The 22,522-nt window shown below is 71.6% G+C and carries 16 protein-coding genes; 9 read left to right on the top strand and 7 right to left on the bottom strand.

Annotated features, from left to right (window positions below):
- Window positions 1–191: 191 nt before the first annotated feature.
- The 4 genes from JOD63_RS11885 to JOD63_RS11870 form a co-directional block, all read right to left on the bottom strand.
- Window positions 192–989 carry a DNA-formamidopyrimidine glycosylase family protein gene (locus tag JOD63_RS11885; protein WP_045275907.1) on the bottom strand — a complete coding sequence of 266 codons (798 nt, stop codon included), beginning with the start codon at window positions 987–989 and terminating at the stop codon, window positions 192–194.
- Window positions 982–5,862 carry an Lhr family ATP-dependent helicase gene (locus JOD63_RS11880; RefSeq protein ID WP_045275908.1) on the bottom strand — a complete coding sequence of 1,627 codons (4,881 nt, stop codon included), beginning with the start codon at window positions 5,860–5,862 and terminating at the stop codon, window positions 982–984. Before JOD63_RS11880 ends, JOD63_RS11885 begins: the two co-directional genes overlap by 8 nt.
- Before the next feature lie 100 nt (window positions 5,863–5,962).
- A complete protein-coding gene (locus JOD63_RS11875) occupies window positions 5,963–7,678 on the bottom strand; it encodes an ABC-F family ATP-binding cassette domain-containing protein (protein WP_045275909.1) in 1,716 nt (571 codons plus the stop codon).
- A gap of 263 nt (window positions 7,679–7,941) precedes the next feature.
- A complete protein-coding gene (locus tag JOD63_RS11870; RefSeq protein WP_045275910.1) occupies window positions 7,942–8,595 on the bottom strand; it encodes an alpha/beta hydrolase in 654 nt (217 codons plus the stop codon).
- 133 nt (window positions 8,596–8,728) lie between these two features.
- Between JOD63_RS11870 and JOD63_RS11865 the strand changes: the two genes are divergently transcribed.
- The 3 genes from JOD63_RS11865 (at window position 8,729) to JOD63_RS11855 (ending at window position 13,248) form a co-directional block, all read left to right on the top strand.
- The gene (locus JOD63_RS11865) at window positions 8,729–9,316 is read left to right on the top strand and encodes an NUDIX hydrolase family protein (RefSeq protein ID WP_045275911.1); all 588 of its coding nucleotides are present in this window, start codon (window positions 8,729–8,731) and stop codon (window positions 9,314–9,316) included.
- 225 nt (window positions 9,317–9,541) lie between these two features.
- Entirely contained in the window at window positions 9,542–11,317 is a 1,776-nt protein-coding gene (locus JOD63_RS11860) for a DivIVA domain-containing protein (protein ID WP_245243919.1), read from the top strand.
- Window positions 11,318–11,334: 17 nt separating this feature from the next.
- Entirely contained in the window at window positions 11,335–13,248 is a 1,914-nt protein-coding gene (locus tag JOD63_RS11855; RefSeq protein WP_045275912.1) for a M3 family metallopeptidase, read from the top strand.
- Window positions 13,249–13,360: 112 nt separating this feature from the next.
- Here JOD63_RS11855 and JOD63_RS11850 read toward each other — a convergent pair whose 3' ends face one another.
- From JOD63_RS11850 to JOD63_RS11840, 3 genes are all read right to left on the bottom strand, one after another.
- The gene (locus JOD63_RS11850) at window positions 13,361–14,431 is read right to left on the bottom strand and encodes a threonine aldolase family protein (protein ID WP_045275913.1); all 1,071 of its coding nucleotides are present in this window, start codon (window positions 14,429–14,431) and stop codon (window positions 13,361–13,363) included.
- A gap of 90 nt (window positions 14,432–14,521) precedes the next feature.
- The gene (locus JOD63_RS11845; protein ID WP_084613542.1) at window positions 14,522–15,298 is read right to left on the bottom strand and encodes an SDR family NAD(P)-dependent oxidoreductase; all 777 of its coding nucleotides are present in this window, start codon (window positions 15,296–15,298) and stop codon (window positions 14,522–14,524) included.
- On the bottom strand, window positions 15,291–16,727 hold the full coding sequence (locus JOD63_RS11840) for a DUF6421 family protein (RefSeq protein ID WP_045275915.1): 1,437 nt from the start codon (window positions 16,725–16,727) through the stop codon (window positions 15,291–15,293). The genes JOD63_RS11845 and JOD63_RS11840 overlap by 8 nt, the downstream gene beginning before the upstream one ends.
- 118 nt (window positions 16,728–16,845) lie before the next feature.
- Between JOD63_RS11840 and JOD63_RS11835 the strand changes: the two genes are divergently transcribed.
- The 6 genes from JOD63_RS11835 to JOD63_RS11810 all read left to right on the top strand — a co-directional run bounded on the left by JOD63_RS11835 (window position 16,846) and on the right by JOD63_RS11810 (window position 22,495).
- Complete coding sequence (locus tag JOD63_RS11835; protein WP_084613543.1) at window positions 16,846–17,301, top strand: Lrp/AsnC family transcriptional regulator; 456 nt, start codon at window positions 16,846–16,848, stop codon at window positions 17,299–17,301.
- 133 nt (window positions 17,302–17,434) lie between these two features.
- Window positions 17,435–18,997, top strand: coding sequence for an ABC transporter substrate-binding protein (locus JOD63_RS11830; RefSeq protein WP_045275916.1), 1,563 nt, complete (start codon window positions 17,435–17,437; stop codon window positions 18,995–18,997).
- Window positions 18,998–19,069: 72 nt separating this feature from the next.
- Window positions 19,070–20,029, top strand: coding sequence for an ABC transporter permease (locus tag JOD63_RS11825; protein ID WP_045275917.1), 960 nt, complete (start codon window positions 19,070–19,072; stop codon window positions 20,027–20,029).
- Window positions 20,026–20,877 carry an ABC transporter permease gene (locus JOD63_RS11820; RefSeq protein WP_084613544.1) on the top strand — a complete coding sequence of 284 codons (852 nt, stop codon included), beginning with the start codon at window positions 20,026–20,028 and terminating at the stop codon, window positions 20,875–20,877. Before JOD63_RS11825 ends, JOD63_RS11820 begins: the two co-directional genes overlap by 4 nt.
- Window positions 20,874–21,641, top strand: a complete 768-nt coding sequence (locus JOD63_RS11815; RefSeq protein ID WP_045275918.1) for an ABC transporter ATP-binding protein — start codon at window positions 20,874–20,876, stop codon at window positions 21,639–21,641. Before JOD63_RS11820 ends, JOD63_RS11815 begins: the two co-directional genes overlap by 4 nt.
- The gene (locus tag JOD63_RS11810) at window positions 21,638–22,495 is read left to right on the top strand and encodes an ATP-binding cassette domain-containing protein (RefSeq protein WP_045275919.1); all 858 of its coding nucleotides are present in this window, start codon (window positions 21,638–21,640) and stop codon (window positions 22,493–22,495) included. Before JOD63_RS11815 ends, JOD63_RS11810 begins: the two co-directional genes overlap by 4 nt.
- Window positions 22,496–22,522 lie beyond the last annotated feature (27 nt).

Here is a 22,522-nt window from a genome sequence, read left to right as displayed (position 1 = left end):
TATGGCGCACCCCGTGGCCGCAACGCGGCGGACGTCGAGTCCGGACGATCCGGGGCCCCTCGGGGCGCGGCAGGACAGATCGTCCGGAGTTGTGTGACGGACAGGAAACCGCGCTGTTTCCGGGCGGGTGCCCCTCGAGGCGGTGCCGGGCGCGGTTCACGACGACACTTCGTCCGTTCCGTGGGGCGTGATCACACCTGGCAGCGCGGGCACCAGAAGACGATGCGCTCGCGCGTCGGATCGGCGCCGAGGTGTCCGCCCCGGATCTGCGTGCCGCACCGCCGGCACGGACGCCCTTCACGGCGGTAGACCCACGTGGTGCGGCCGGGCCGTGCATCGCCGGTGAAGGTGCGGTCCGCGCGATCCCGGTTGGCCATGATCATGCGGGCGCCGAGGTCGATGACCGCGGCGGCGTCGACCGTGTCGGCCGGTGTGGTGGGCAGGATGCCGCGCACGAAGAGGATCTCGTTCGCGTACTCGTTGCCGAACCCGGCGACGCTGCGCTGATCCTGAAGCGCGACATGGATCGGCCGGGTGTCGGCGGCGAGGCGCCTCGATGCCTCCGCCGCATCGGCCGGCCCCCAGTGCTCCGAGAGCGGGTCGGGGCCGAGGTGGCCGACCAGCAGGTCCTCGTCGGATGTCGGCACCACGCGGATGTCGGCCAGGTCGAACCCCACGGTCTCGAACTCGGCTCCGTCGGGCGCCCGGGCCCCGACGACGGCGCGTGCGCGGAGGCCCGCTGCCCGCCAGCGCTCGCCCCGGCGGTAGACGTGCCACTCGCCCTCCATCTTCAGGTGGGTGTGGAGGGTCTGGTCTCCGATCCGGTGCAGCAGATGCTTGCCCTGCGAGGCGACCCCGTGCACGGTGCGCCCGGTGAGATCGACGGTGGCCGCCTGCGGGACGCGCAGTTCGAACCGCGTGACCAGGCCGCCTCGGAGGGCTGCATCGAGGCGGCGGGCGGTGCGGAAGACGGTGTCGCCCTCAGGCACGCGACGCCTCGCGCCCCCCGGGCGGCTGCGCCGCCGCCTGCCGGATCGCGTCGCCCGCCGTCTGACGGCGCAGGGTCAGCCCGCGCGGGGACTCGACGAATCCCGCGGCACGCAGCGCCCTGCCCCACCCCGTGCCGTGGATGAACGCTCCGTTGACCTGTTCGACGGTGATCGTGTCGAGTCTGCGCATCCGTGCTGTCGCGACGAGGTCGTTCGCCGCGGCGGCGATCATGGCCTCGTCGCCGGTGAAGGCCAGGGCCGACTTCCCGCCGCGCTCGACGTAGAGCACGAGCGTGCCGTCGACGAGCACGACGAGCCCGCCGGCCTTGCGCCCGGGGCGGTGTCCGACCCCCTCGAGAGCTGGCCATGCGAGCGCGGCGCCGTACGGATTGGCCGGGTCGGTCGCAGCCAGGGTGATCGCGCGCCGCGGCGGCGGATCGGCGAGAGCGGCGAACTCGCGCAGCCGGTCGACCGTCGACGACGCGGCGAACTGGGCCGCGCCGAGCTTCTCGATGACGTACCCGCGGCGGCAGTGCCCGGCCTCCTCGAATCCGGCGAGCACGCGATACGCCTGTGCGAAGCCGCCGGGAACGCCCTCGGCCTGCACCGCGCCGCGCGTGACGACGCCGTACCGGTCGAGCAGCATGCTCGCGGTGGCGGTCGCGCGCAGCGCAGCATCCGGCTCCGCCTCGGGCAGCAGCGACCACCGGCCGCCGATCGCGGGCGGACGGGGAGGGACGGCTGCCGCGACCGTGCGCACCGCCGCACCTCGGTACATCCGGGCGCGCGGTGCCTTGCGCGTGGTGCGATGCGCCTGCGACCCGCCCCCCACGAGGGTGCGCACCGGGGCGAACGTGTCGTTCGTGACACGCCCCGACCAGGTGAGGCGCCAGAGCGCCTCGACCACCGCCAGGTCGTTCTCGGCGCCGCTGATCGCACGCAGCTGAGCGGCGAAGTACGCCCCGCCGCCGTCGAGTGCGGCGAGCAGCTGCGCGTCGAGTGACCCGGGTGCGATCTCGTCGTCGGTCGGCGGCGCGAGGCTCAGCGTCGCGGCGTCGGCGGGGTGCAGGGCGATCCAGCCGTCGCGACCGGGGAGCGCGCCGTGCCCCGACCACGCCACCTCGCCGGTCGAGGTGAGCTCGTCGAGCATCGCGGGGGTGTAGTCGGCCACGCGCGAGGGGAGGACGAGCGACTCCCACGCGCTCGCCGGGATCGGCACCCCGGCGAGCTGCTCGATGACCGCGGCCACGCCGTCGATCCCCTCGAGCGGGCGCGTGAGGTGCTGCCAGCCGGGGAGGAACCGGGCATACGCCTCGCGTGGCACCGGCTCGACACTGCCCCGGATCGCGGCGAGCGAGCGCATCCGCAGGCGGCGCAGCACCTCGGTGTCGCACCACTCGGTCTCGTCGGCGCGCGATCCCGAGTCGCCCGGCGACTCGGGCAGGAAGAACCCGCTCGTCACGCGTCCGTGCGACTCGAGGCGCTGCAGCGTGTGCCGGGCGACAGCAACCCCGACGCCCAGTCGCGTCGCGACCGCCTCGGCCGTGAACGGACCGTGCGTGCGCGCATGGCGGGCGACCAGGTCGCCGAGCGGATCGGGCACCGGCTCGAGGAACGCGGTGGGGATGCCGACGGGGAGCGGCACGCCCAGCGCATCGCGCAGGCGCCCCGCATCTTCGATCGCCGCGACGCGTGCCGTCCCGGCGATCGTGACGGGCACCGCGCGGCGTGCGGCGATGAGGGCGTCGAGATGGGCGGACGCCTCGGCGTCGGTCGCGTGCGGGGTGCGGTCGGTGTCGTCGCTGCGGTGCTCGTTCGGCGACCGGGGATCTGTCGCGGGATCGGTCGCTGAGCGAGACGATGCATCCGCCTCCAGCCGTGCCGCGACCTCGCCCGGATCCATCGCCCCGAGCACGCGGAGCAGGTCGGCGACGCCCTCGAGGCCGCGCGCGCGACGCTCCGGGTCGAGGCGCTGCGCCTCGCGCTCGAACTGGGCGATGACGTCGGGATCGAGGAGCTCCCGCATCTCGATCTTGCCGAGCAGCTCGCTGAGCAGCGCCGGATCGACCGACAGCGCGGCGGCGCGTCGCTCGGCGAGCGGGGAGTCGCCCTCGTACATGAACGCGCCGACGTACCCGAACAGCAGGTCGCGCGCGAACGGCGACGGCTGGGCGGGCTCGGTCTCGATGAGCCGGATGCGGCGGTCGGCGATGCTCCGGGTGATCCGCAGGAGCGCCGGAACGTCGTAGACGTCCTGCAACACCTCGCGCAGCGTCTCGAGGATGATCGGGAACGTCGGGTACCGGCGCGCGACCTCGAGCAGCTGTGCGGAGCGCTGGCGCTGCTGCCACAGCGGTGTACGACGGCCGGGGTTGCGCCGGGGCATGAGCAGCGCCCGCGCCGCGCACTCGCGGAACCGCGAGGCGAACAGCGCCGATCCGCCGACCTCGTCGGTGACGATCTGCTCGAGCTCGTCGGCGTCGAAGACGAAGAGGTCGGCGCCCGGCGGCTCGGCCGCGGCATCCGGAACCCGCGCGATGATGCCGTCGTCGCTCGCCACCGCCGAGCCCTCGACGCCCAGGCGCTCGCGGATCCGGGCGTTCACCGCCAGCGCCCAGGGCGCGTGCACCTGCATGCCGTACGGGGAATGCAGGATGATGCGCCAGTCGCCGACCTCGTCGCGACCGCGCTCGACGGTGAGCTGGCGATCGGTCGGAAGCGTGCCGGTCGCCTCACGCTGCTCGGCGAGATAGGCCAGCAGATTGTCTTGCGCGTACGCGTCGAGGCCGGCGTCGGCGAGGCGGGAGGAGCTCTTGTCGGGAGAGGCGGTCGAGACCTCGCGCGAGAACTTGCCGAGGGCTTCGCCGAGTTCGGCGGGGCGGCCGATGCCGTCGCCGTGCCAGAACGGCACCTTGCCGGGCTGCCCGAAGGCCGGTACGACGTTCACCCGGTCGTGCGTGATCTCGGTGATGCGCCAGCTGGTGGTGCCGAGGGTGAAGACGTCGTTGACGCGCGACTCGTAGACCATCTCCTCGTCGAGCTCGCCCACGCGGGCGTTCTGCGATTCGCCCGCGACGAAGACGCCGAACAGGCCCCGATCGGGAATGGTGCCGCCGCTCGTCACCGCGATGTGCTGCGAACCGGGGCGGCCCGTGAGGACTCCCAGGTCGCGGTCCCAGATGACACGCGGGCGCAGCTCCGCGAACTCGTCGGACGGGAACCGCCCCGCGAGCAGATCGAGCGTCGCCTCGTACGCCGAGCGGGGGAGCGAGCGGAACGGGGCGCTGCGCTTGAGCGTCTCGTACCAGCCCTCGACGTCGAGCGGGGCGATCGCCGCCGCGGCGATGGTCTGCTGCGCCAGGATGTCGAGCGGGTTCTGCGGGATCGCGATGGCCTCGATCTGGCCGGCGAGCATGCGCTCGGTGACGATCGCAGTGTGGAGCACGTCGCCCCGGTGCTTGGGGAACAGCGCCGCCCGGCTGACCTCGCCCACCTGATGCCCGGCGCGACCGATGCGCTGCAGTCCCGACGCCGCACTCGGCGGGGCCTCGACCTGGATCACGAGGTCGACCGCGCCCATGTCGATGCCGAGTTCGAGGCTCGAGGTGGCGACGACGCAGCGGAGCACGCCCGACTTGAGCTCCTCCTCGACCTGCGCGCGCTGCTCCTTCGACACCGACCCGTGGTGGGCCTTGGCGAGCACCGGGTCGGCGCCGGCGGTCGCACCGGCCTGCGCCATCATCGCCGCCGGCACGGTCTGGTCGGGAAGGTCGAGCCCCAGCCGCTCGGAGTAGATCTCGTTGAGCCGCCCGGTGAGGCGCTCGGCGAGGCGACGCGAGTTGCAGAACACGATCGTGGAGCGCTGCTGCAGGATGCGGTCGACGATCGCCTCCTCCACGTGCGGCCAGACCGACCCGGTCATCTCGGTCTCGCCGGCCCCGCTCACGCGACCGCCCCCCGAGCCTGTCGAGGAGCCGTCGGCGAACCAGTCCTCGTCGATCGCCGGAGCGTCGTCGGCACGCGGCTCGCCTCGGCTCGCGTCGCTCGTGTACGGACTCGGTGGCGGCGGAGGGTTGAGCATGTCGTCGATCGGCACGACGACCTTCATGTCGAACGCCTTGCTCGCCCGCGGGGCCACGATCTCGACCGGCTCGGCACCGCCGAGGAATCGGGCGACCTCGTCGATCGGCCGAACGGTCGCCGAGAGGCCGATGCGCTGCGCCGGTTCGGCCTTCGGGTCGAACGAGCGCCGAAGTGCGTCGAGACGCTCGAGGCTCACGGCCAGGTGGGCTCCGCGCTTGGTCGCGGCGACCGCGTGCACCTCGTCGATGATGACGGTGTGCACGTCGCGCAGCGTCTCGCCCGCGCGACTCGTGAGCATCAGGTACAGCGACTCGGGCGTCGTGATGAGGATGTCGGGCGGTGACGACACGAGCTTGCGGCGATCGCCGGCCGGGGTGTCGCCCGAGCGCACCCCGACGGTGACGCCAGGCACCTCGATGCCGAGCCGGCGCGCCGACTGGCCGATGCCGACCAGCGGCGATCGGAGGTTGCGCTCCACGTCGACGCCGAGCGCCTTCAGCGGCGAGATGTAGAGGATGCGCGTGGGCGCGGCATCCGTCTTCGTCCGTCCCTTCGCCCCCTTCGCCGCGCGCGGCGGCGATTCGGCGGGAGCCTTCTCGCGGAACACCCGGTCGATCGCCCACAGGAACGCCGACAGGGTCTTGCCCGACCCGGTCGGTGCGACCACGAGCGCGTGCTTGCCGGCCGAGATCGCCTTCCACGCGCCGATCTGTGCGTCGGTCGGGCCCCGGAACGCGCCGCGGAACCAGTCCTGCGTCGCAGGTCCGAACCGCTCCAGCACATCCGCCACCCCTCCATCTTGCTCGCGGACGCCGACATCGGGGTGGTTGCGCGCACATCGAGGCTGCCGCGGCATCCGCTCGAACGTCGAACGGATGCCGCGGCGGGGGTCACTGCTCGGTGAGCGTGCCGTCGCGATCGAGATCGAGCACGAGGTCGACGCCGAGCCGCTTCAGGAATGCGTCGTCGTGGCTCACCACGAGCACCGCGCCCCGATAGGCGGCGAGAGCCGAGACCAGCTGATCGACCGTGTCGAGGTCGAGGTTGTTCGTCGGCTCGTCGAACACCAGCAGCTGCGGCGGCGGGTCGGTCAGGAGCAGGCGCGCCAGGGCGACGCGGAACCGCTCGCCTCCCGACAGCGCCGACACCGGGCGATCGACCATCGCGCCCCGGATGAGGAAGCGCGCCAGGCGGTTGCGCAGGTCGACCGTGCTCACGCCCGGCGCCGCACGGGCGACGTTCTCGAGCACCGAGGCATCCTCGTCGAGCCCGTCCACCCGCTGCGGCAGATACCCGACGCGGTCGGTGTGCAGTTGCCCGCGTGCCGTACTCAGGATGGATGCGGCGGGCGCTTCGGGGACCCCCGGAATTCCGGGGGTCCCGTCGGCGTCGCGCTGCGTCCGTCCTGCATTAGGCACAGAAGCCCCCGGCGAGGGTGCCGGCGAGGCCGTCGGGGCGGCGGGGGTGAGCAGCTGCTCGAGCAGCGTCGTCTTGCCGGCGCCGTTCGCGCCGACGAGCGCCACGCGCTCGGGGCCCTGCACGGTCCACGACCGCGCACCGTCGGCCAGGGTCAGGATGCGTCGCCCCGCGGGCACGCCCGGATCGGGCAGGTCGATCTTCACGAGGTCGTCGTCGCGCACCCGCCGCTCGGCGGCGTCGAGGCTCTGCCTCGCCGTCGCCTCACGGTCCGCCTTCTCGCCGCGGAGCTTGCCGGCCGAGACCTGCGCGGCCCGCTGGAGATTGCCCGCCACGATCGGCGGCACGCGCTTCTCGAGCTGGGCCTTGCGGCCCATCGCCGCGCGCCGCGCGATCGTGGTCTCGGCCTCGATGCGCTCGCGCTTCTCGCGGCGGAGGGCCTGACGCGCCGCCCGTTCGGCGTCGCGCGCGGCACCCTGCTCGGCGTCGAGCCACGCCCGCCACTGCGAGTACGGTCCGCCGAACACCGACAGCTCGCTGCCGTACAGCTCGGCGGTGTCGTCGACCAGCTCGAGGAGGGCGACGTCGTGGCTCACCACGACGAGTGCGCCGCGCCATCCGCGCACCATGTCGTACAGCCGCGCCCGCGCATCGCGATCGAGGTTGTTGGTGGGCTCGTCGAGCAGTGTGATCGGCGCACCGCGCAGCCGGATGCCGGCGATGGCGGTGAGCACCGCCTCGCCGCCCGACAGCTCGCCGACGCGGCGGTCGAGCATGTCGGGTGCGAGGCCGGCTTCGGCGAGGGCCGCGTGCGAGCGCGCCTCGACGTCCCAGTCGGAGCCGACCGCGTCGAAGTGACGCGGGTCGACGTCGCCCGACTCGATCGCGCGCAGGGCGCGGAGCGTGTCGCCGACGCCGAGCAGGTCGGCGACGGCGCGTTCGACGTCGAGCGTCAGCCGCTGCGGAAGATAGGCGACGTCGTCGTTCGCGATGACGTGACCTGCGGCAGGGGCGAGTTCGCCCGCGACGATGCGCAGCAGGGTGGACTTCCCCGATCCGTTGCGTCCGACGAGGCCGGTGCGGCCCGTGCCGAACGACCCGGAGAGGTCGGTGAGCGCGGTGGTGCCGTCGGGCCAGGTGAACGAGACGCGGTCGAGGACGATGGATGGAGAAAGGGTGTGGGTCGGCATGAGGCCTCCTGGGTCAGACGTGCGCTGACGGCGGAGCCGGCGATCACCTCGGAGGCGCCCCGATGGGAGGCGTGCAGCTGCCGAGGAGGAAGCGGCCGGATCGACGGTCGGCGCGATGGATGTCGCGGACCGTCGGGATCGACGGATCAGCGCGGATTCAGATCGCGGACGCGTCGATCAGCTTCAACGGTGTTCCTCACACTCGGGACAGGAGCCCGTCAACCATAGCGGAAGATGTGGCCGATCGGGCTGGGAATCCGGTGTCAGGCCCGCTCGAGCTGCTTCTCGAGGAACACCCGCACGTCGGCGATCTCGGCCTCCGACACACTGTGGGTGAGCCCCGGGTACACCCGCCCGCTCAGGTCGACGTGCTCGGGGAGCCACGTCGTGCTGTGCTCGATGACGAACTCGGGGATCACGTCGTCGGCGGTGCCGCGGCCCCAGAAGACCGGCGGCTTCACCTCGGCCAGGGCGGCGTCGCCCGGGAGGTCGCCCGGCGTCGCGTAGCCCGAGAGGTTCACGACGAATGCGAAGCGCTCGGGCTGGAGGCGCAGCGCCTGGAGCGAGACCGCACCGCCCTGCGAGAAACCGAGAAGACCGACGGATGCCGCATCCGCCGCATGCGCGTCGACCCAGTCGATCACGGCCTGCGCGGCCGCGGTGACGTGGGCGGGATTGCGCCCGTCGAGGCCGTCGATCGGGTACCACGAGCGGCCCGGCATCGGCCACGGGGGCGCGAGCGGCGCCGCGAGGCTCGCGACCGTGAACTCCTCGGGGAAATAGGCGCTCAGCCCGAGGAGATCGCGCTCGTCGGCGCCGTAGCCGTGGAGGAGGAGGAGCAGCGGACGCCCGGCGACGGCGTCGCGGTCGCCCGACCACAGCACCGCGTGGGCGTCGAGGATGAGGGCGTCGGACATGCCCTCATCCTGCCACCGGCCGCCGACGCGCGCGCCGTCAGATCTTGATCGGGAAGGTGAGCAGGAGAGCGTACTGAGCGAGCGGACCGAGGCGCTCAGCACGCGCGGACACGCGAAGGGGTATACAGGAGGCATGTCCGTGCGCACACCCGACCCAGAACCGGCCGGCGACGAGCCCTTCGGCCCTCCGGCGGGCAACGTCTCGAACCCGGGCTGGCTGAGCGACATCGAACTCGAGGAGGCGCGACGGCGCCTGCCGATGCTCTACGTCGAGGGCATTCCGGTGCGCACCGACGGCATGGGGCAGGTCACCGAGGTCGGCATCCTGCTGCGGGCGACGCCGGTCGGCGAGATCACCCGCACGATCGTGTCGGGCCGCGTGCGCTACGGCGAGACCGTGCGCGACGCGCTCTTCCGTCATCTCGAGAACGACCTCGGGCCCATGGCCTTTCCGCTCCTTCCCGCGCAGCCGGTGCCGTTCACGGTCGCCGAGTACTTCCCGATCCCCGGCGTCAGCGCGTACCACGACGATCGTCAGCACGCCGTCTCGCTGGCGTTCGTGGTGCCGGTGACCGGCACGTGCGAGCCGCGTCAGGATGCTCTCGAGGTGACGTGGCTGAAGCCCGAGGAGGCGGCATCCGACGCCCTCGCCGCCGAGATGGAGGGCGGCCGCGGCACCCTCATCCGCATGGCGCTCGCCAGCGTCGGGATGCTGCGCTGACGCGCCGTTCGTACCGAGCCCACAAATCGCACCGCCCCGACGTTGTGCGTCTGCTGACAAGGTCGACGACAGGTTCGTTCACGCGCCCGCGCGAAGGGTAATGTTCCACTACCCGAACCGGCGCATTCCTCCCGGTGTGCCATCTGGTGCGACAGCGCCGCATCCGTCCGACCGACCGCTGCGCACTGCCGGATCACCTGAACGCGACCCCCCGAGAGCGAGACCATGATGGCCGACCACAACGAGCCGCAGCCGACCACGAAGCCCATCGGCGTCTCTGCTTTCGACAGCCTCATCTCGGCGGTTCCGGCGTCGACGCCGGCCACCGCGTCGGCATCGACCGCGGGTGCGTCGTTCACGACCGCCTTCCGCGGATACGACAAGGACGAGGTCGACGGCGCCATCGCGCAGTTGAGCGCGCGTCTGCAGACAGCCGCCCGCAAGCTGGAGATGCTCGAGGAGCGCCAGCGACAGCGCGGTGATGCGGCCTCGGCCGAGCACCAGGAGCGCGTCGACCGGCTCGAGGCGCAGATGGCCGCGGTCAACGCCCGCGCCGCCAAGGCCGTGCAGCGGCTCGAGGCGGACCTCGCTGCGGCGAACGACCGCGCAGCTCAGGCCGCGGGCGACGTGGACGTCCGCATCGGGGAGGCTGCGGCGGAGAGCCGTGGCCGGATCGCACAGCTCGAGGCCGACCTCGCCGCGACCGAGGCGCGAGCGGCGCAGGCCGAGGCGAGCATCCAGGCGCTCAGCGACGAGCTCGCGGGCACGGCAGCCGCCGTGGAGTCCGACGGTCGCCGCCAGTTCGACGAGATCCTGCGCGTCGCCGAGGACCAGGCGAGCGTGCTCATCCGCAACGCCACCGTGCAGGCGGACCGCCTGCTGCAGGCGTCGCACGAAGAGATCCTGAACCGCCGCCGCGACGCGCAGGCCGAGGTCGACGCGATGCTCACGCGTGCCCAGCACGACGCCCAGCAGGTGCGTCTGCGCATCGACACCGAGCTGACGGCTCACCAGGCCGGTCTCGAGCGCGAGGCCGCGCACGCCGGCGAGAAGGTGGCGCAGGCCGAGCAGGAGGCAGCGGCGATCCGCTCCGAGGCCGAGAAGGGCGCGGCGGCGCTGCGTTCGATGGTCGCCCGCGAGACCAGCCGCGCCCGTGAGGAGGCCGACGAGGCGGTCCGCGAGCAGCGACTGCGTGCCCTCGAGTTCGAAGAGGCGCTCACCCGCCGTCAGGACGACTCGCAGCAGGAGTTCCTGTCGCTGCACAACCAGGCGGTCGCCCACGCCGAGCGCATCACGTCCGACGCGAACGAGCAGGTCGCAGCGTCGATCGAGCACGCTCAGCGCGTCGCGGCGAAGGCCGACGACTTCGACCGTCTGATGCGCGCCCAGGCGATGCAGGTCGAGGCCGAGGCCAAGCTGCGCGCGAACGAGCACCTCGACCGCGCGCGCGCCAAGGCCGAGCGGATCATCGACACCGTCACGACCCACTCGCAGGCTGTGCTCCGCGACGCCGAGGACCGCACGCGCCAGCTGCGCTGGCAGCAGCACCAGCTGATGAGCTTCATGGCCGAGGTCAAGCAGCTCGTCCGCCCCGAGGTTCCGCTGGACGACACCGCCCTCACCGATGCGGACGCCGGTGACGAGCAGTCCGAGCCGGTCGGCCAGACCGACGACGACGCCGTGCTCAGCGCGCTGGAGGAGTCGCTCGCAGAGACCGACGGCGACGGTGCCGAGGCCGGAGAGGCCGATGGCGGTGACGATGCGGATGCTCACGACGCCGACACCGCCGTGGACGAGGCGCAGACCGATGGAGACGCCCACGACGCGGATGGCGACGCGGAAGCCGACGCCGGCGCGCACTCCGACGCGGAGGATGCGACGGAGTCCGAGGCGGACGCCGACGACTCCGAAGACTCGGATGCGTCCGAGGACGCCACCGCCGAAGCGGAGCACGAGTCCGAGGGCGACTCCGCCGATCGCGAGGCGCCGGCCACCGCCTGACCCGTAGGCTCGGGCATGTGACTGTTGCGCTGCTGACCTTCCCCACCGACGCCGCAGGCTGGCTCACGTTCGCCGCCGAGCGCCCTGCCGAACGATTCGATCGGGTGCGCGCCGTCGACGCGCGCCTGATCGCCGAGACGGAACTGTCGACGCGCGAGCGCCTGGAACTCTGGAACGACGCCGACATCGCGCTCGCCGAGGCCACCAGCGAGGCGTATCTGCTGAGCGAGGCGCACCCCGACGCGGCGGTGCGCGAGGCCGCCGAGCAGCAGGTCGAGAAGGCGGAGAAGCTCGCAGCCGACCGACTCCTCGACCGCGAGCTGTGGGCCGTGTTCGCCGACGCCGATGCGGCGGGGCTCGCCGACGACGAGCAGCGCCTGCTGGAGCACCTGGTCCGCGACTTCCGGCGGGGCGGCGTCGATCTCGACGACGAGGCCCGAGCACGCGTGGGTGAGCTGACCGAGCGCGACACCGCGCTGTCGCTGGCCTTCTCGCGCAACGTCCGCGAGGGGCGGCGTGAGATCCGCGTCGCACCCGAGGCGCTCGCCGGACTGCCGCAGGACTTCATCGACGCGCACCCTGTCGGCGACGACGGTCTCGTCGCCCTCACCACCGAGTACACCGATCTCATGCCGGTGCGGGAATACGCCCGCAGCCGCGAGACGCGGCTCGCCATGCTGAGCGCGTACAACGACCTCGCCTGGCCCGAGAACGACGCCGTGCTCGCCGAGCTCCTGGCCGTGCGTGAGGAGCGGGCGCGGCTCCTGGGCTTCACCGACTGGGCCGACTACGAGACCGGCACGCGCATGATCGGCTCGGGCGCCGCGATCCCGCGGTTCCTCGCACAGGTCGACGCGGCATCCGCGCCCGCCTCGCTGCCGGAGTACGAGCGCCTGCTCGCCCGCCTGCAGGAGGACGAGCCCGACGCCGAAGAAGTCACGATCGCCGATTTCTGGTACCTGCTCAGCAGGATCAAGCGCGAGCAGTACGACGTCGACGCCCAGGAGGTGCGCTCGTACTTCGGCTTCGACCAGGTGCTGCAGGGTGTGCTCGATGTCACCGGGCGCCTCCTCGACGTGGAGTACCGCCCGGTGTCACCGGGCACCTGGCACGCCGACGTGCAGAGCTTCGAGGTCTTCCGCGGTGACGACCTGCTCGGCCGCATCCACCTCGACCTGCACCCGCGCGACGGCAAGTTCAACCACGCGGCGTGCTTCCCGCTGGTGCCCGGCATCGCCGGTCGATCGTTCCCCGAGGCGGTGCTGCTGTGCAACTTCTCGCGCGGACGTCTCGAGCACGATGAGGTCGTGACGTTCTTCCACGAGTTCGGCCACCTCGTGCACGACATCCTCGGCGGGCGTCAGCGCTGGTCGCGGTTCACCGGCGTCGCCACCGAGTGGGACTTCGTCGAGGCGCCCAGCCAGCTGCTCGAGGAGTGGGCGTGGGATGCCGGGGTGCTCGCGACCTTCACCGCGAACGCCGACGGCGAGCCCATCCCGGCCGACCTGGTCGCACGCATGCGCACGGCCGACGCGTTCGGCCGCGCCCTCGAGGTGCGTCGCCAGCTCGGGCACGCGACGGTGTCGTACCACCTGCACGTCGACCGCCCGGCCGACCTGCAGCAGGCGACCGAGCGGCTGTACGCCTCGACCAGCCCCGTGCAGCCCGTACGCGGGCTGCACTCGTACGCCGGCTTCGGCCACCTCACCGGGTACGGCGCGTGCTACTACACGTACCAGTGGAGCCTCGTGATCGCGCGCGACCTGCTGTCGGCGTTCGACGGAGACCTCATGGATGCCGCGGTCGCGGCGCGGTATCGCGAGCTCATCCTCGAACCGGGCGGGTCCCGCGACGCGGCCGATCTGGTGCGCTCGTTCCTCGGACGGGACTACGCCTTCGACGCGTACGCGGAGTGGCTCGAGGGGGCCTGACCTCGAGGCGTTTCGTCTCGCTCCGCTCGCTCAACGACCGGAGACCGCGCCCGTGCGTCCGTCTCGCTCCGCTCACTCGACGACCGGTGACCGCCGCCGCGACGAAACCGGCTCAGACGGCCGAGGTCTCCCGCGCGATCGCGGCGATGAACGCGTCGATGTCGGTCTCCGAGGTGTCGAACGAGCACATCCAGCGCACCTCGCTGCGAGCGGCATCCCAGTCGTAGAAGCGGAACGACTCGCGCAGGCGATCGGCCACGCCCTCGGGCAGGGTCGCGAAGACGCCGTTGGCCTGCGTCGGCTGGGTGAACGAGACGCCGTGGATCGAGCCGTCGGCGAGACCGGCCTCGACGCCGGCGCGCAGGCGCTGCGCCATCGCGTTGGAGTGGCGCGCGTTGCGCAGCCACAGGTCGCCCTCGAGGAGCGCGACCAGCTGGGCCGAGACGAAGCGCATCTTCGATGAGAGCTGCATGTCGAGCTTGCGCAGGTACTTCAGCCCCGTGGCAGCCTCGGGCGTGAGCACGACGACGGCCTCGCCCAGCATCGCGCCGTTCTTGGTGCCGCCGAAGCTCAGCACGTCGACCCCGGCGTCGCGCGTGAACGCGCGCAGCGGCACGTCGAGCGAAGCCGCCGCATTCGAGATGCGCGCGCCGTCCATGTGCAGGTGCATGCCGTGGGCGTGCGCGTGGTCGGCGATCGTGCGCACCTCGTCGACGGTGTAGAGGGTTCCGAGCTCGGTCGACTGCGTGATCGAGACCACCAGCGGCTGGGCGCGGTGCTCGTCGCCCCAGCCCCACGCCTCGCGGTCGATGAGGTCGGGGGTGAGCTTGCCGTCGTCGGTCGGCACGTTCAGGATCTTGATGCCACCCACCCGCTCGGGCGCGCCGCCCTCGTCGACGTTGATGTGCGCGGTCGAGGCCGAGATCACAGCGCCCCAGCGGGGGAGCATCGACTGCAGGCCGACGACGTTCGCGCCGGTGCCGTTGAACACGGGGAACGCCTCGGTGCCCTCGCCGAAGTGGCGCGCCACGAGATCCTGCAGCCGCTCCGTGTAGACGTCTTCGCCGTAGGCGACCTGGTGCCCGTCGTTGGCCGCGGTGATGGCCGCGAGAACCTCGGGGTGGATGCCGGAGTAGTTGTCGGAGGCGAAGCCGCGGACGCTGGGGTCATGCAGGGTGGTCACGGTTGTCCAATCTAGTTCGTGGTCCGAGGTGCCGCGCCCGTGGGCGGGCACCTCGGATGCCGGTGGCCGACGCCGCCCGCGGCACGGCGATCAGGCGCGACTGAGGTCGATGACGGTGTCGTTGACGGCCGCGGCGTCGGCGTTCCACAGCGCCGTGTAGGCGCCTGCGAGACGGGACTCCAGTCCGTCGAGGGTCTTCACGCGGAAGACGACGGATGCCGCGCGCAGCGGCGCACCGGCATCGCGGGCCGCCGTGGCGAAGCCCTGCGCGACAGCGCGTGCCCACGCCTCCGACGCGGCCTTGACCGCGGCGTAGTTCGCGCCGCCGGCGAGCGGGCGATCGAGCGCCGTCGATGACACGATCGCCAGGCGCGCGGCATCCGATTCCCGCAGGTCGGCGTCGAAGGCGCGCGTGACGTGCCGCAGCGCCGTGAACGAGCCTTCGAGGAACCGGTAGTCCGCGTCGGTCTGGCCGGCGAGCCCGCCGCCGCCCCGCCAACCGCCGACGAGGTGCAGCACGCCGTCGACCGGGCCGTCGGCCGCATGGATGCGACCGGCGAGAGCGGTGACGGATGCCTCGTCGCCGAGGTCGCACACCTCGGTGCGGACGCTGCCGGCGGCATCCGTCGTCCGCACGTCCGCGGCCAGGGCGTCGAGGCGCCCGCTGTCGCGACCGACGGCGACGACCCGCGCTCCCGCCGCCACGAGGGCGCGCGCGGCCGCGGTGCCGGAGGCGCTGGTCGCCCCGGCGATCAGCACGAGCCGTCCGGCGACGGCGGGCGTTTCGTCTCGCTCCGCTCGCTCAACGACCGGGGATCGAGCGCCGCTCGTGACGGCTCCGGGGGGAGCGGCGGGCGTCTCAGGCATCGGTACCGACGATGCCGGCGGTGGAGGCGATCACGTCGCGCATCTTCTTCTCGAGCGCCTCGTAGAACATCGACAGCGGGAACTCGTCGTCGAGCACGGCGTCGGTGTACCCCTTCGGCGCTCCGGCGAGCACCTCTGCGGGGAGTCCCTGCGCCCACGCCGACGCGGGGTTCGGGGTGAGCGTCGCGCGCACGAGGTCGTAGGCGGCCAGCCAGTGCGCCGTCTTCGGGCGGTCGATGGAGCGCCAGTAGAGGTCGTCGATCGCCTCGCCGAGGGCGACGACCGCGGCCGGAACCTCGTCCCAGTCGAACGCGAGCGAGGTGTCGGTCCAGTGCAGCACGCCCCGCTGGTGCAGCCAGGCGAACAGCAGCTGACCGCCGACGCCGTCGTAGTTGCGGGTGCGCGTGCCAGTGATCGCGAAGCGGAAGATGCGGTCGAAGATCACCGCGTACTGCACGAGCTTCGCGTGCACGAGCATCTCGGCCTCGGCGGCGTCCAACGGCTCGACGCGCTCGCCGCCCGCGGCATCCGACCGCGCCGACAGGCGCCGCTCGATGGCGACGCACTCGCGGAACGCGGTGAGGTCGCAGCGCAGCTCCTCGAGCGAGTACAGGAAGTACGGCATGCGCTGCTTGATCATGAACGGGTCGAAGGGGAGGTCGCCGCGCATGTGGGTGCGGTCGTGGATGATGTCCCACATCACGAACGTCTTCTCGGTGAGCTCCTGATCGTCGAGCATGCGCGCGGCGTCGTCGGGCAGATCGAGCTTCGTGATCGCGGATGCCGCACGCACGACCCGGCGGTAGCGCGCCGCCTCGCGGTCCTGGAAGATCGCGCCCCACGTGAACGCCGGGATCTCGCGCATCGCGACGGTCTCGGGGAAGAGCACCGCCGAGTTCGTGTCGTAGCCGGGCGTGAAGTCGAGGAACCGCAGCGAGACGAAGAGGCGATTGGAGTACTCGGTCTCGAGGCGCGCGATGAACTCGGGCCAGATCACCTCGACGAGGACGGCCTCGATGTGGCGATCGCTCGAGCCGTTCTGCGTGTACATCGGGAACACGACGAGATGACGGATGCCGTCGACGCGCTGCTGCTGCGGCTGGAAGGCGTTCAGCGAGTCGAGGAAGTCGGGCACCGCGAACCCGCCGTCGGCCCAGCGGCGGAAGTCGGCGACGGATGCCGCGAGGTAGGCGTCGTCGTGGGGGAAGAGCGGGCGCAGCGCCGTGATCGCTCCGACGATGGCGTCGACGTGGGTGCGGGCCGCAGTGTGGTCGGCGGCATCCGGGATCGACCCGTCCTGGTGCTGGATCGCCTGCAGGGCGGTCGCGGCGGCCTTGAGGCTCAGCCACGCGGGGTGCACCTCGACGTCCTCGACGACCTCGGGTTCGCCGACGATGGCCGTCCGGGCGGAGACGGAGTTGAAGGACATGGGAACCTCCGATCTGAGGAGTGCGGGTACGGGTCGATTCTAGAGAACTTCCGCATCATCCATGTTTCCGCAGGAAAGTTTCCGGTCTGGGCCACTCCGCGCTGTTACCCTGGGCGTCATGGCCCACATCGACGACGACATCGACGCCGGGATCGTCCGGGCGGTCTCGCTCGATGCCCGTGCGACTCTTGCAGACCTCTCGGCCGCCGTCGGGCTCTCGGTCTCGGCAGTGCAGGCGCGGCTGCGCCGACTCGAGTCGCGCGGTGTGATCACCGGCTACCGCGCCACGCTCGATGCGGAGTCGGTGGGCAAGCCGCTGTCGGCGTTCATCGAGATCACGCCCCTCGATCCCGGGCAGCCCGACAATGCCCCCGAGATGCTGGAGCACCTCACCGAGATCGAGGCGTGCCACTCGATCGCCGGCGATGCGAGCTACATCCTGTTCGTGCGGGTGACCTCGCCCCGGCACCTCGAGACCCTGATCCGAGACATCCGGCAGGCGGCATCCGTCAACACCCGCACCACCGTCGTGCTGCAGACGTTCTACGAGAACCGTCCCCTGCTCCCTGCCTGACCCTCGATTTGGGTGCATCCCGCGTCACGAGCCGACGCCGGATGTCACAGAACGAAACCTCCGGGAATGGCTCATCGTGCAATCCGCTTAGCCTTGTCGGGCGCGTTCGCGCACTTCGACAGCTGAGGATTCCATGACCAAGAGACGATTCGCACTGGCAGCCATCACCGCGGCTGCAGCGCTGGCGATCACCGCGTGCGCTCCGACCACCTCGACCCCCGACGCCGACGGCGATTCGGCGGCGACGGGCGAGTTCACCTACGTGATCGCGAGCGACCCGAGCTCGCTGAACCCCATCAACGTCAGCGACCGCTGGGGCCTCACCGTCACGAACCTCATCTACTCGCCGCTGGCCCGCGTCGAGGGCGACGGCACCGTCGTCAACGAGCTCGCAGAGTCGATCGAGCCCGCCGCCGACGGCCTCTCGGTCACCGTCACGCTGAAGGACGACCTGCTGTGGTCCGACGGCGAGCCGCTCACGGCTGACGACGTCGTGTTCACGTACACGCAGAAGGCGGTCAAGGAGAACGGCAACGCCGACCTGCTGTGGATCGGCGACCAGCCCATCACCGCCACCGCCGAGGACGAGCAGACCGTCGTCTTCCACCTGCCGTCGATCAGCGCCGCTGCCCTCAGCAACATCGCGACCGAGACGTACATCATCCCCGAGCACGTCTACGGCGATGTCACCGACTTCTCGGGCGCAGAGCTCGACCCGATCGCGGTGGGCTCGGGCCCGTACGCGCTCACCGAGTACGAGCGCGGCCAGTACCTCACGTTCGAGGCGAACGAGAACTACTACGGCGAGCCGGCGAACATCGAGAACCTCACGCTGCGCATCGTCGCCAACGCCGACACGGTGAAGACGGCGCTGCAGACCGGCGAGGCCGACGCGTCGTTCGTGACGGCCGATCAGATCGACGAGCTCGAGGCCTCCGGTCTCGACGTGTACCCCTACGCCGAAGGACGCGTCGCGTACCTCGGCCTCAATGCAGCGACCCTCACCGACCCCGAGGTGCGCCAGGCGATCTTCTTCGCGCTGAACCGCGACGACATCAACACCGCCGCGTTCCTCTCGTCGGACTACTACGAGAACGCGTACACGATCCTCCCGCCGTCGAATCCATTCGCGACCGACGACGTCGAGACGTACGAGCAGGATGCCGACAAGAGCGCGTCGCTGCTCGAGGGCGCCGGCGCCGAGGGCCTCACCTTCACCCTCGCGTACGCCGGGGCCGACCCCGCGCAGACGACGCAGGCCACCCTCATCCAGCAGCAGCTGCAGGATGCCGGCATCACGGTGGAGCTCGCCGGTGTGGAGCCGGCAGCGGTGTACGCCGAGATCGAGAAGGGCGCCGACTCGCAGTACGACGCGTTCCTCGGCGGCTACATCATGGGGCAGGACCCCGATGCGTACAGCCTGCTGTACCGCACCGGCGCCTCGGCGAACTACTTCTCGTACTCGAACCCCGAGACCGACGCGCTGTTCGACGCGGGAGCGGTCGAGCTCGACGCAGCTGCGCGCGCCGACGTCTACGCCGACCTCCAGGCCCAGATCGCCGAGGACGCCGTGATCTACCCGCTCGCGGACAACCTCAAGATCCTCGCCGTGAACTCGCGCATCGGCGGCGTCGAGGACGCCCGCCTCGTGCCGATCTACACTCTGGAGAACTTCGGTCTGCTGACCGAGAAGTGATCCACCGGATGCCGCGGACCCGCCCAGGTGCGGTCCGCGGCATCCGCACGTCCCACCCCGAAGGAACACCCCGTGCTCAGGTTCATCGCGCGCCGCCTGCTGCAGGTCGTGCCGATGCTGCTCGCCCTCACGCTGCTGGTGTTCCTGCTGATCCAGCTCGCGCCGTACGACGTGGTCGACTCGATCACCACGCCGAGCATGTCGGACGAGACCGTCGCGATCATCCGCGAACGGTACGGCCTCGACCAGCCCGTGCTCGCCCAGTACGCGTACTGGCTCGGGAACGTCGTGCAGGGCGACTTCGGGTTCTCGCTCACCAGCCGCCAGCCGATCGCGGCCGAACTCGCCGCCCGCATCCCGAACACGATCGTGCTGGTCGCTCCGGCATACCTGACCGCCCTGGTCCTCGCCGTCGCGCTCGGCCTCCTCGCCGGCAGCCGCCGCGGCCGGTTCACCGACCGCATCATCGACGGAGCGGCCGGCATCGGCATCGCGACGCCGTCGTTCTGGTTCGCGCTGCTGCTCATCTACGTCTTCGGGTACGTGCTCCGCTGGTTCCCGATCATCGGCATGCACTCCGTCGGCAAGCAGGGCGACCCCCTCGACTTCCTGCAGCATTTCGTGCTGCCCTTCACGGTGCTCGTCGTCGCCTTCTTCCCCGAGCTCGCGCGCTACGTGCGCTCGGCGACGATCTCGCAGACCGGCGAGGACTACGTGCTCGTCCAGCGGGCGTACGGCGCATCGCGCACCCGCATCCTCGGCACCCACGTCAGCCGCAACGTGCTGCTCCCCGTCGTGACGCAGTTGGGGCTCGCGCTGCCGCTGCTCGTCACCGGCGCCATCGTCACCGAGTCGGTGTTCGCCTGGCCGGGGATCGGCCCGTACTTCCTCACGGCGACGCGCAGCCTCGACTACCCCGTGATCCTCGCCGTGCTGCTGCTGTCTGCGGTGCTCGTGATCATCGGCAACCTGATCGCCGACATCCTCTACGTCGTCGTCGATCCCCGCATCAGGCTGGGAGGGGCGAGATGACCGCCGCGACGACGCTCGCCGCCGTGCGCCAGCGTGCCCGCTCGTTCCGATCCGCGCCCGCGATCGCGGCTGCCGGCTTCCTCGCAGTGCTCGCGCTGGTGTGCCTGCTCGCGCCGCTGCTGCCGCTCGATCCGACCACCACCGACCTCGCCGCGCGCTGGCTGCCCCCGAGCGCGGAGCACTGGTTCGGCACCGATGAGCTCGGCCGGGACTACTTCTCGCGCGTCGTCTACGGCGGGCGCATCTCGCTCGCTGTCGGCGTTCTCGCCATGCTCACCGCGACCGCTATCGGCGTCGTGGTCGGCCTCGTCGCCGGCTACGCCCGCGGCGCGACCGACGAGGTGCTCATGCGGCTCGTCGACTTCCTCTCGTCGATCCCGTGGATGGTGCTGGTCATCGTCGCGAGCGTGTTCCTGCGGCCCGGACTGTGGACGATCATCCTCGTCATCGGACTGTTCGCGTGGATGCCGACCGCCCGGCTCGTGCGCGCCGAGGCGATGTCGCTGCGGGAGCGCACCTACGTCGGCTACGCCCGGTTCCTCCGCGAGAAGCCGCGGCGCGTGGTGTGGCGTCACGTGCTCCCCGAGGCGACGCCGACCATCATCGTCGCCGCCGCCGCGACGATCTCGTCGGCGATGCTGACCGAGGCGGCGCTCAGCTTCCTCGGGCTCGGCATCCAGCCGCCGATGGCGTCGTGGGGGAGCCTGCTCGAGACCGCCCAGGGCTCCCTTGCGCGGAGCCCCTGGCTGGCGCTCATCCCCGGCCTGCTGATCACCGCGACCGTGCTGTCGTTCAATGTGCTGGGCGATGCGCTGCGCCGCACCGTCGTCGAGAGGGGCGACGCATGAGCCTGCTGCGCATCGACGGGCTGACCGTCGACCTGCCCGCCGCCCACGGCACCTTCCGGGTCATCGAGGATCAGTCGCTCGACGTGCCCGTCGGAGCCGTCGTGGGCATCGTCGGCGAGTCCGGCTCGGGCAAGTCGATGCTGCTGCGCGCGATCACCGACATCCTCCCCGACGGGTCCACGCGCACCTGGGAACGCGCGGAGTTCGACGGGCAGCCCGTCGCAGACACCGCCCGCCTGCCGATCGCGATGGTGTTCCAGGATCCGATGACCTCGTTCAATCCGCTGATGCGGGTGGGCGCCCACCTCGTCGAGGTGGCGCGGCGGCAGCGGAGGTCGTCGCGCGCCGACGCGAAGAAGCGTGCCATCGAGGCGCTCGCAGCGGCGCGCGTGCCCGACCCGGAGCGGGTGTTCGGGCGCTATCCGCACGAGCTGTCGGGCGGGCTCCGCCAGCGCGCGATGATCGCGATGGCCCTCCTCGCCGAACCGCGGCTGCTCCTCGCCGACGAGCCGACCACAGCGCTCGACGCCACGGTCCAGGCCGAGATCCTGGCGCTCCTCGCGCAGCTGCGCGACGAGCGACGGCTCACCATCGTGATCGTCACCCACGACCTGGGCGTCGTGGCCGCGATCTGCGACACCGTCGCGGTGATGAAGGACGGCGCGATCGTCGAGCGCGGCCCCGTCGACACGGTGTTCGCCGAGCCGCAGCATCCGTACACCCGGTCGCTCCTGGCGGCGGCACCCGATCGGAGCGGGCAATGACCGACGCGCTCGTGACTGTGCAGGATCTGCGCAAGACGTACCCGGTCCGAAGCGCCTGGGGCCGGGTCACCGGCACGCTCGCAGCGGTCGACGGCGTCGACCTCACCGTGCACGCCGGCGAGACCGTCGGCGTCGTCGGCGAGTCGGGGAGTGGGAAGTCGACGCTCGGACGACTCATCCTGCAGGTGGAGAACCCCACGGCGGGGTCCGTCGTCGTCGACCCCGACGCGCGGATGCAGGTGATCCATCAGGATCCGTTCTCGTCGCTCAACCCGCACCGCACCGCCCTGCAGTCCGTGCTCGAGCCGCTCGAGGTCGCGGGCGCGCTGTCGAAGGCGGATGCCCGCGACGCGGCGCGCGAAGCCCTCGCCGCGGTCGGGATCGAGGGCGATGCCGTCGACAAGCGTCCGCGGGCGTTCAGCGGCGGGCAGCGGCAGCGCATCGCGATCGCCCGGGCGATCGCCCCGCGGCCACGGCTCATCGTGTGCGACGAGCCGGTCTCGGCGCTCGACATGCAGGTGCAGGCGCAGGTGACCGACCTGCTGCAGGACCTGCAGCAGCGGTTCGGACTCACCTACGTGTTCATCTCGCACGATCTCGCCGTGGTGCGCGAGATCGCCGACCGGACGGCGGTGATGCGTCGAGGACGCATCGTCGAACTCGCCCCCACCTCGACGCTGTTCGCCGCGCCGCGGCATCCGTACACGCGGCGCCTCCTCGAAGCCGTGCTCGTGCCCGACCCGGCACGCGCACGGGAGCGGCTGGCGCACGTCGCGTCGCGGCCCGCTGCCGATGCGCCGGATGCCGCCGAGGTGCTCACCGAGGTCGAACCGGGTCACTTCGTCGCGCTCTGAGGCTGAGACGCGGCGGCGCGTTCGCCG

It is taken from the genome of Microbacterium terrae, from assembly GCF_017831975.1.
GTDB lineage: Bacteria > Actinomycetota > Actinomycetes > Actinomycetales > Microbacteriaceae > Microbacterium > Microbacterium terrae.
The sequence above is the reverse complement of the archived record's forward strand: the minus strand, read 5'-3'. Positions and strand labels throughout refer to the sequence as shown.

What these genes read in the sequence shown, in the direction of transcription:
- JOD63_RS11820 (WP_084613544.1), top strand. Translation starts at nt 20,026, where the DNA reads ATGACCGCCGCGACGACGCTCGCCGCCGTGCGCCAGCGTGCCCGCTCG.
- JOD63_RS11865 (WP_045275911.1), top strand. Translation starts at nt 8,729, where the DNA reads ATGTCCGTGCGCACACCCGACCCAGAACCGGCCGGCGACGAGCCCTTC.
- JOD63_RS11830 (WP_045275916.1), top strand. Translation starts at nt 17,435, where the DNA reads ATGACCAAGAGACGATTCGCACTGGCAGCCATCACCGCGGCTGCAGCG.
- JOD63_RS11860 (WP_245243919.1), top strand. Translation starts at nt 9,542, where the DNA reads ATGATGGCCGACCACAACGAGCCGCAGCCGACCACGAAGCCCATCGGC.
- JOD63_RS11810 (WP_045275919.1), top strand. Translation starts at nt 21,638, where the DNA reads ATGACCGACGCGCTCGTGACTGTGCAGGATCTGCGCAAGACGTACCCG.
- JOD63_RS11845 (WP_084613542.1), bottom strand. Translation starts at nt 15,298, where the DNA reads ATGCCTGAGACGCCCGCCGCTCCCCCCGGAGCCGTCACGAGCGGCGCT.
- JOD63_RS11840 (WP_045275915.1), bottom strand. Translation starts at nt 16,727, where the DNA reads ATGTCCTTCAACTCCGTCTCCGCCCGGACGGCCATCGTCGGCGAACCC.
- JOD63_RS11875 (WP_045275909.1), bottom strand. Translation starts at nt 7,678, where the DNA reads ATGCCGACCCACACCCTTTCTCCATCCATCGTCCTCGACCGCGTCTCG.
- JOD63_RS11815 (WP_045275918.1), top strand. Translation starts at nt 20,874, where the DNA reads ATGAGCCTGCTGCGCATCGACGGGCTGACCGTCGACCTGCCCGCCGCC.
- JOD63_RS11870 (WP_045275910.1), bottom strand. Translation starts at nt 8,595, where the DNA reads ATGTCCGACGCCCTCATCCTCGACGCCCACGCGGTGCTGTGGTCGGGC.
- JOD63_RS11835 (WP_084613543.1), top strand. Translation starts at nt 16,846, where the DNA reads ATGGCCCACATCGACGACGACATCGACGCCGGGATCGTCCGGGCGGTC.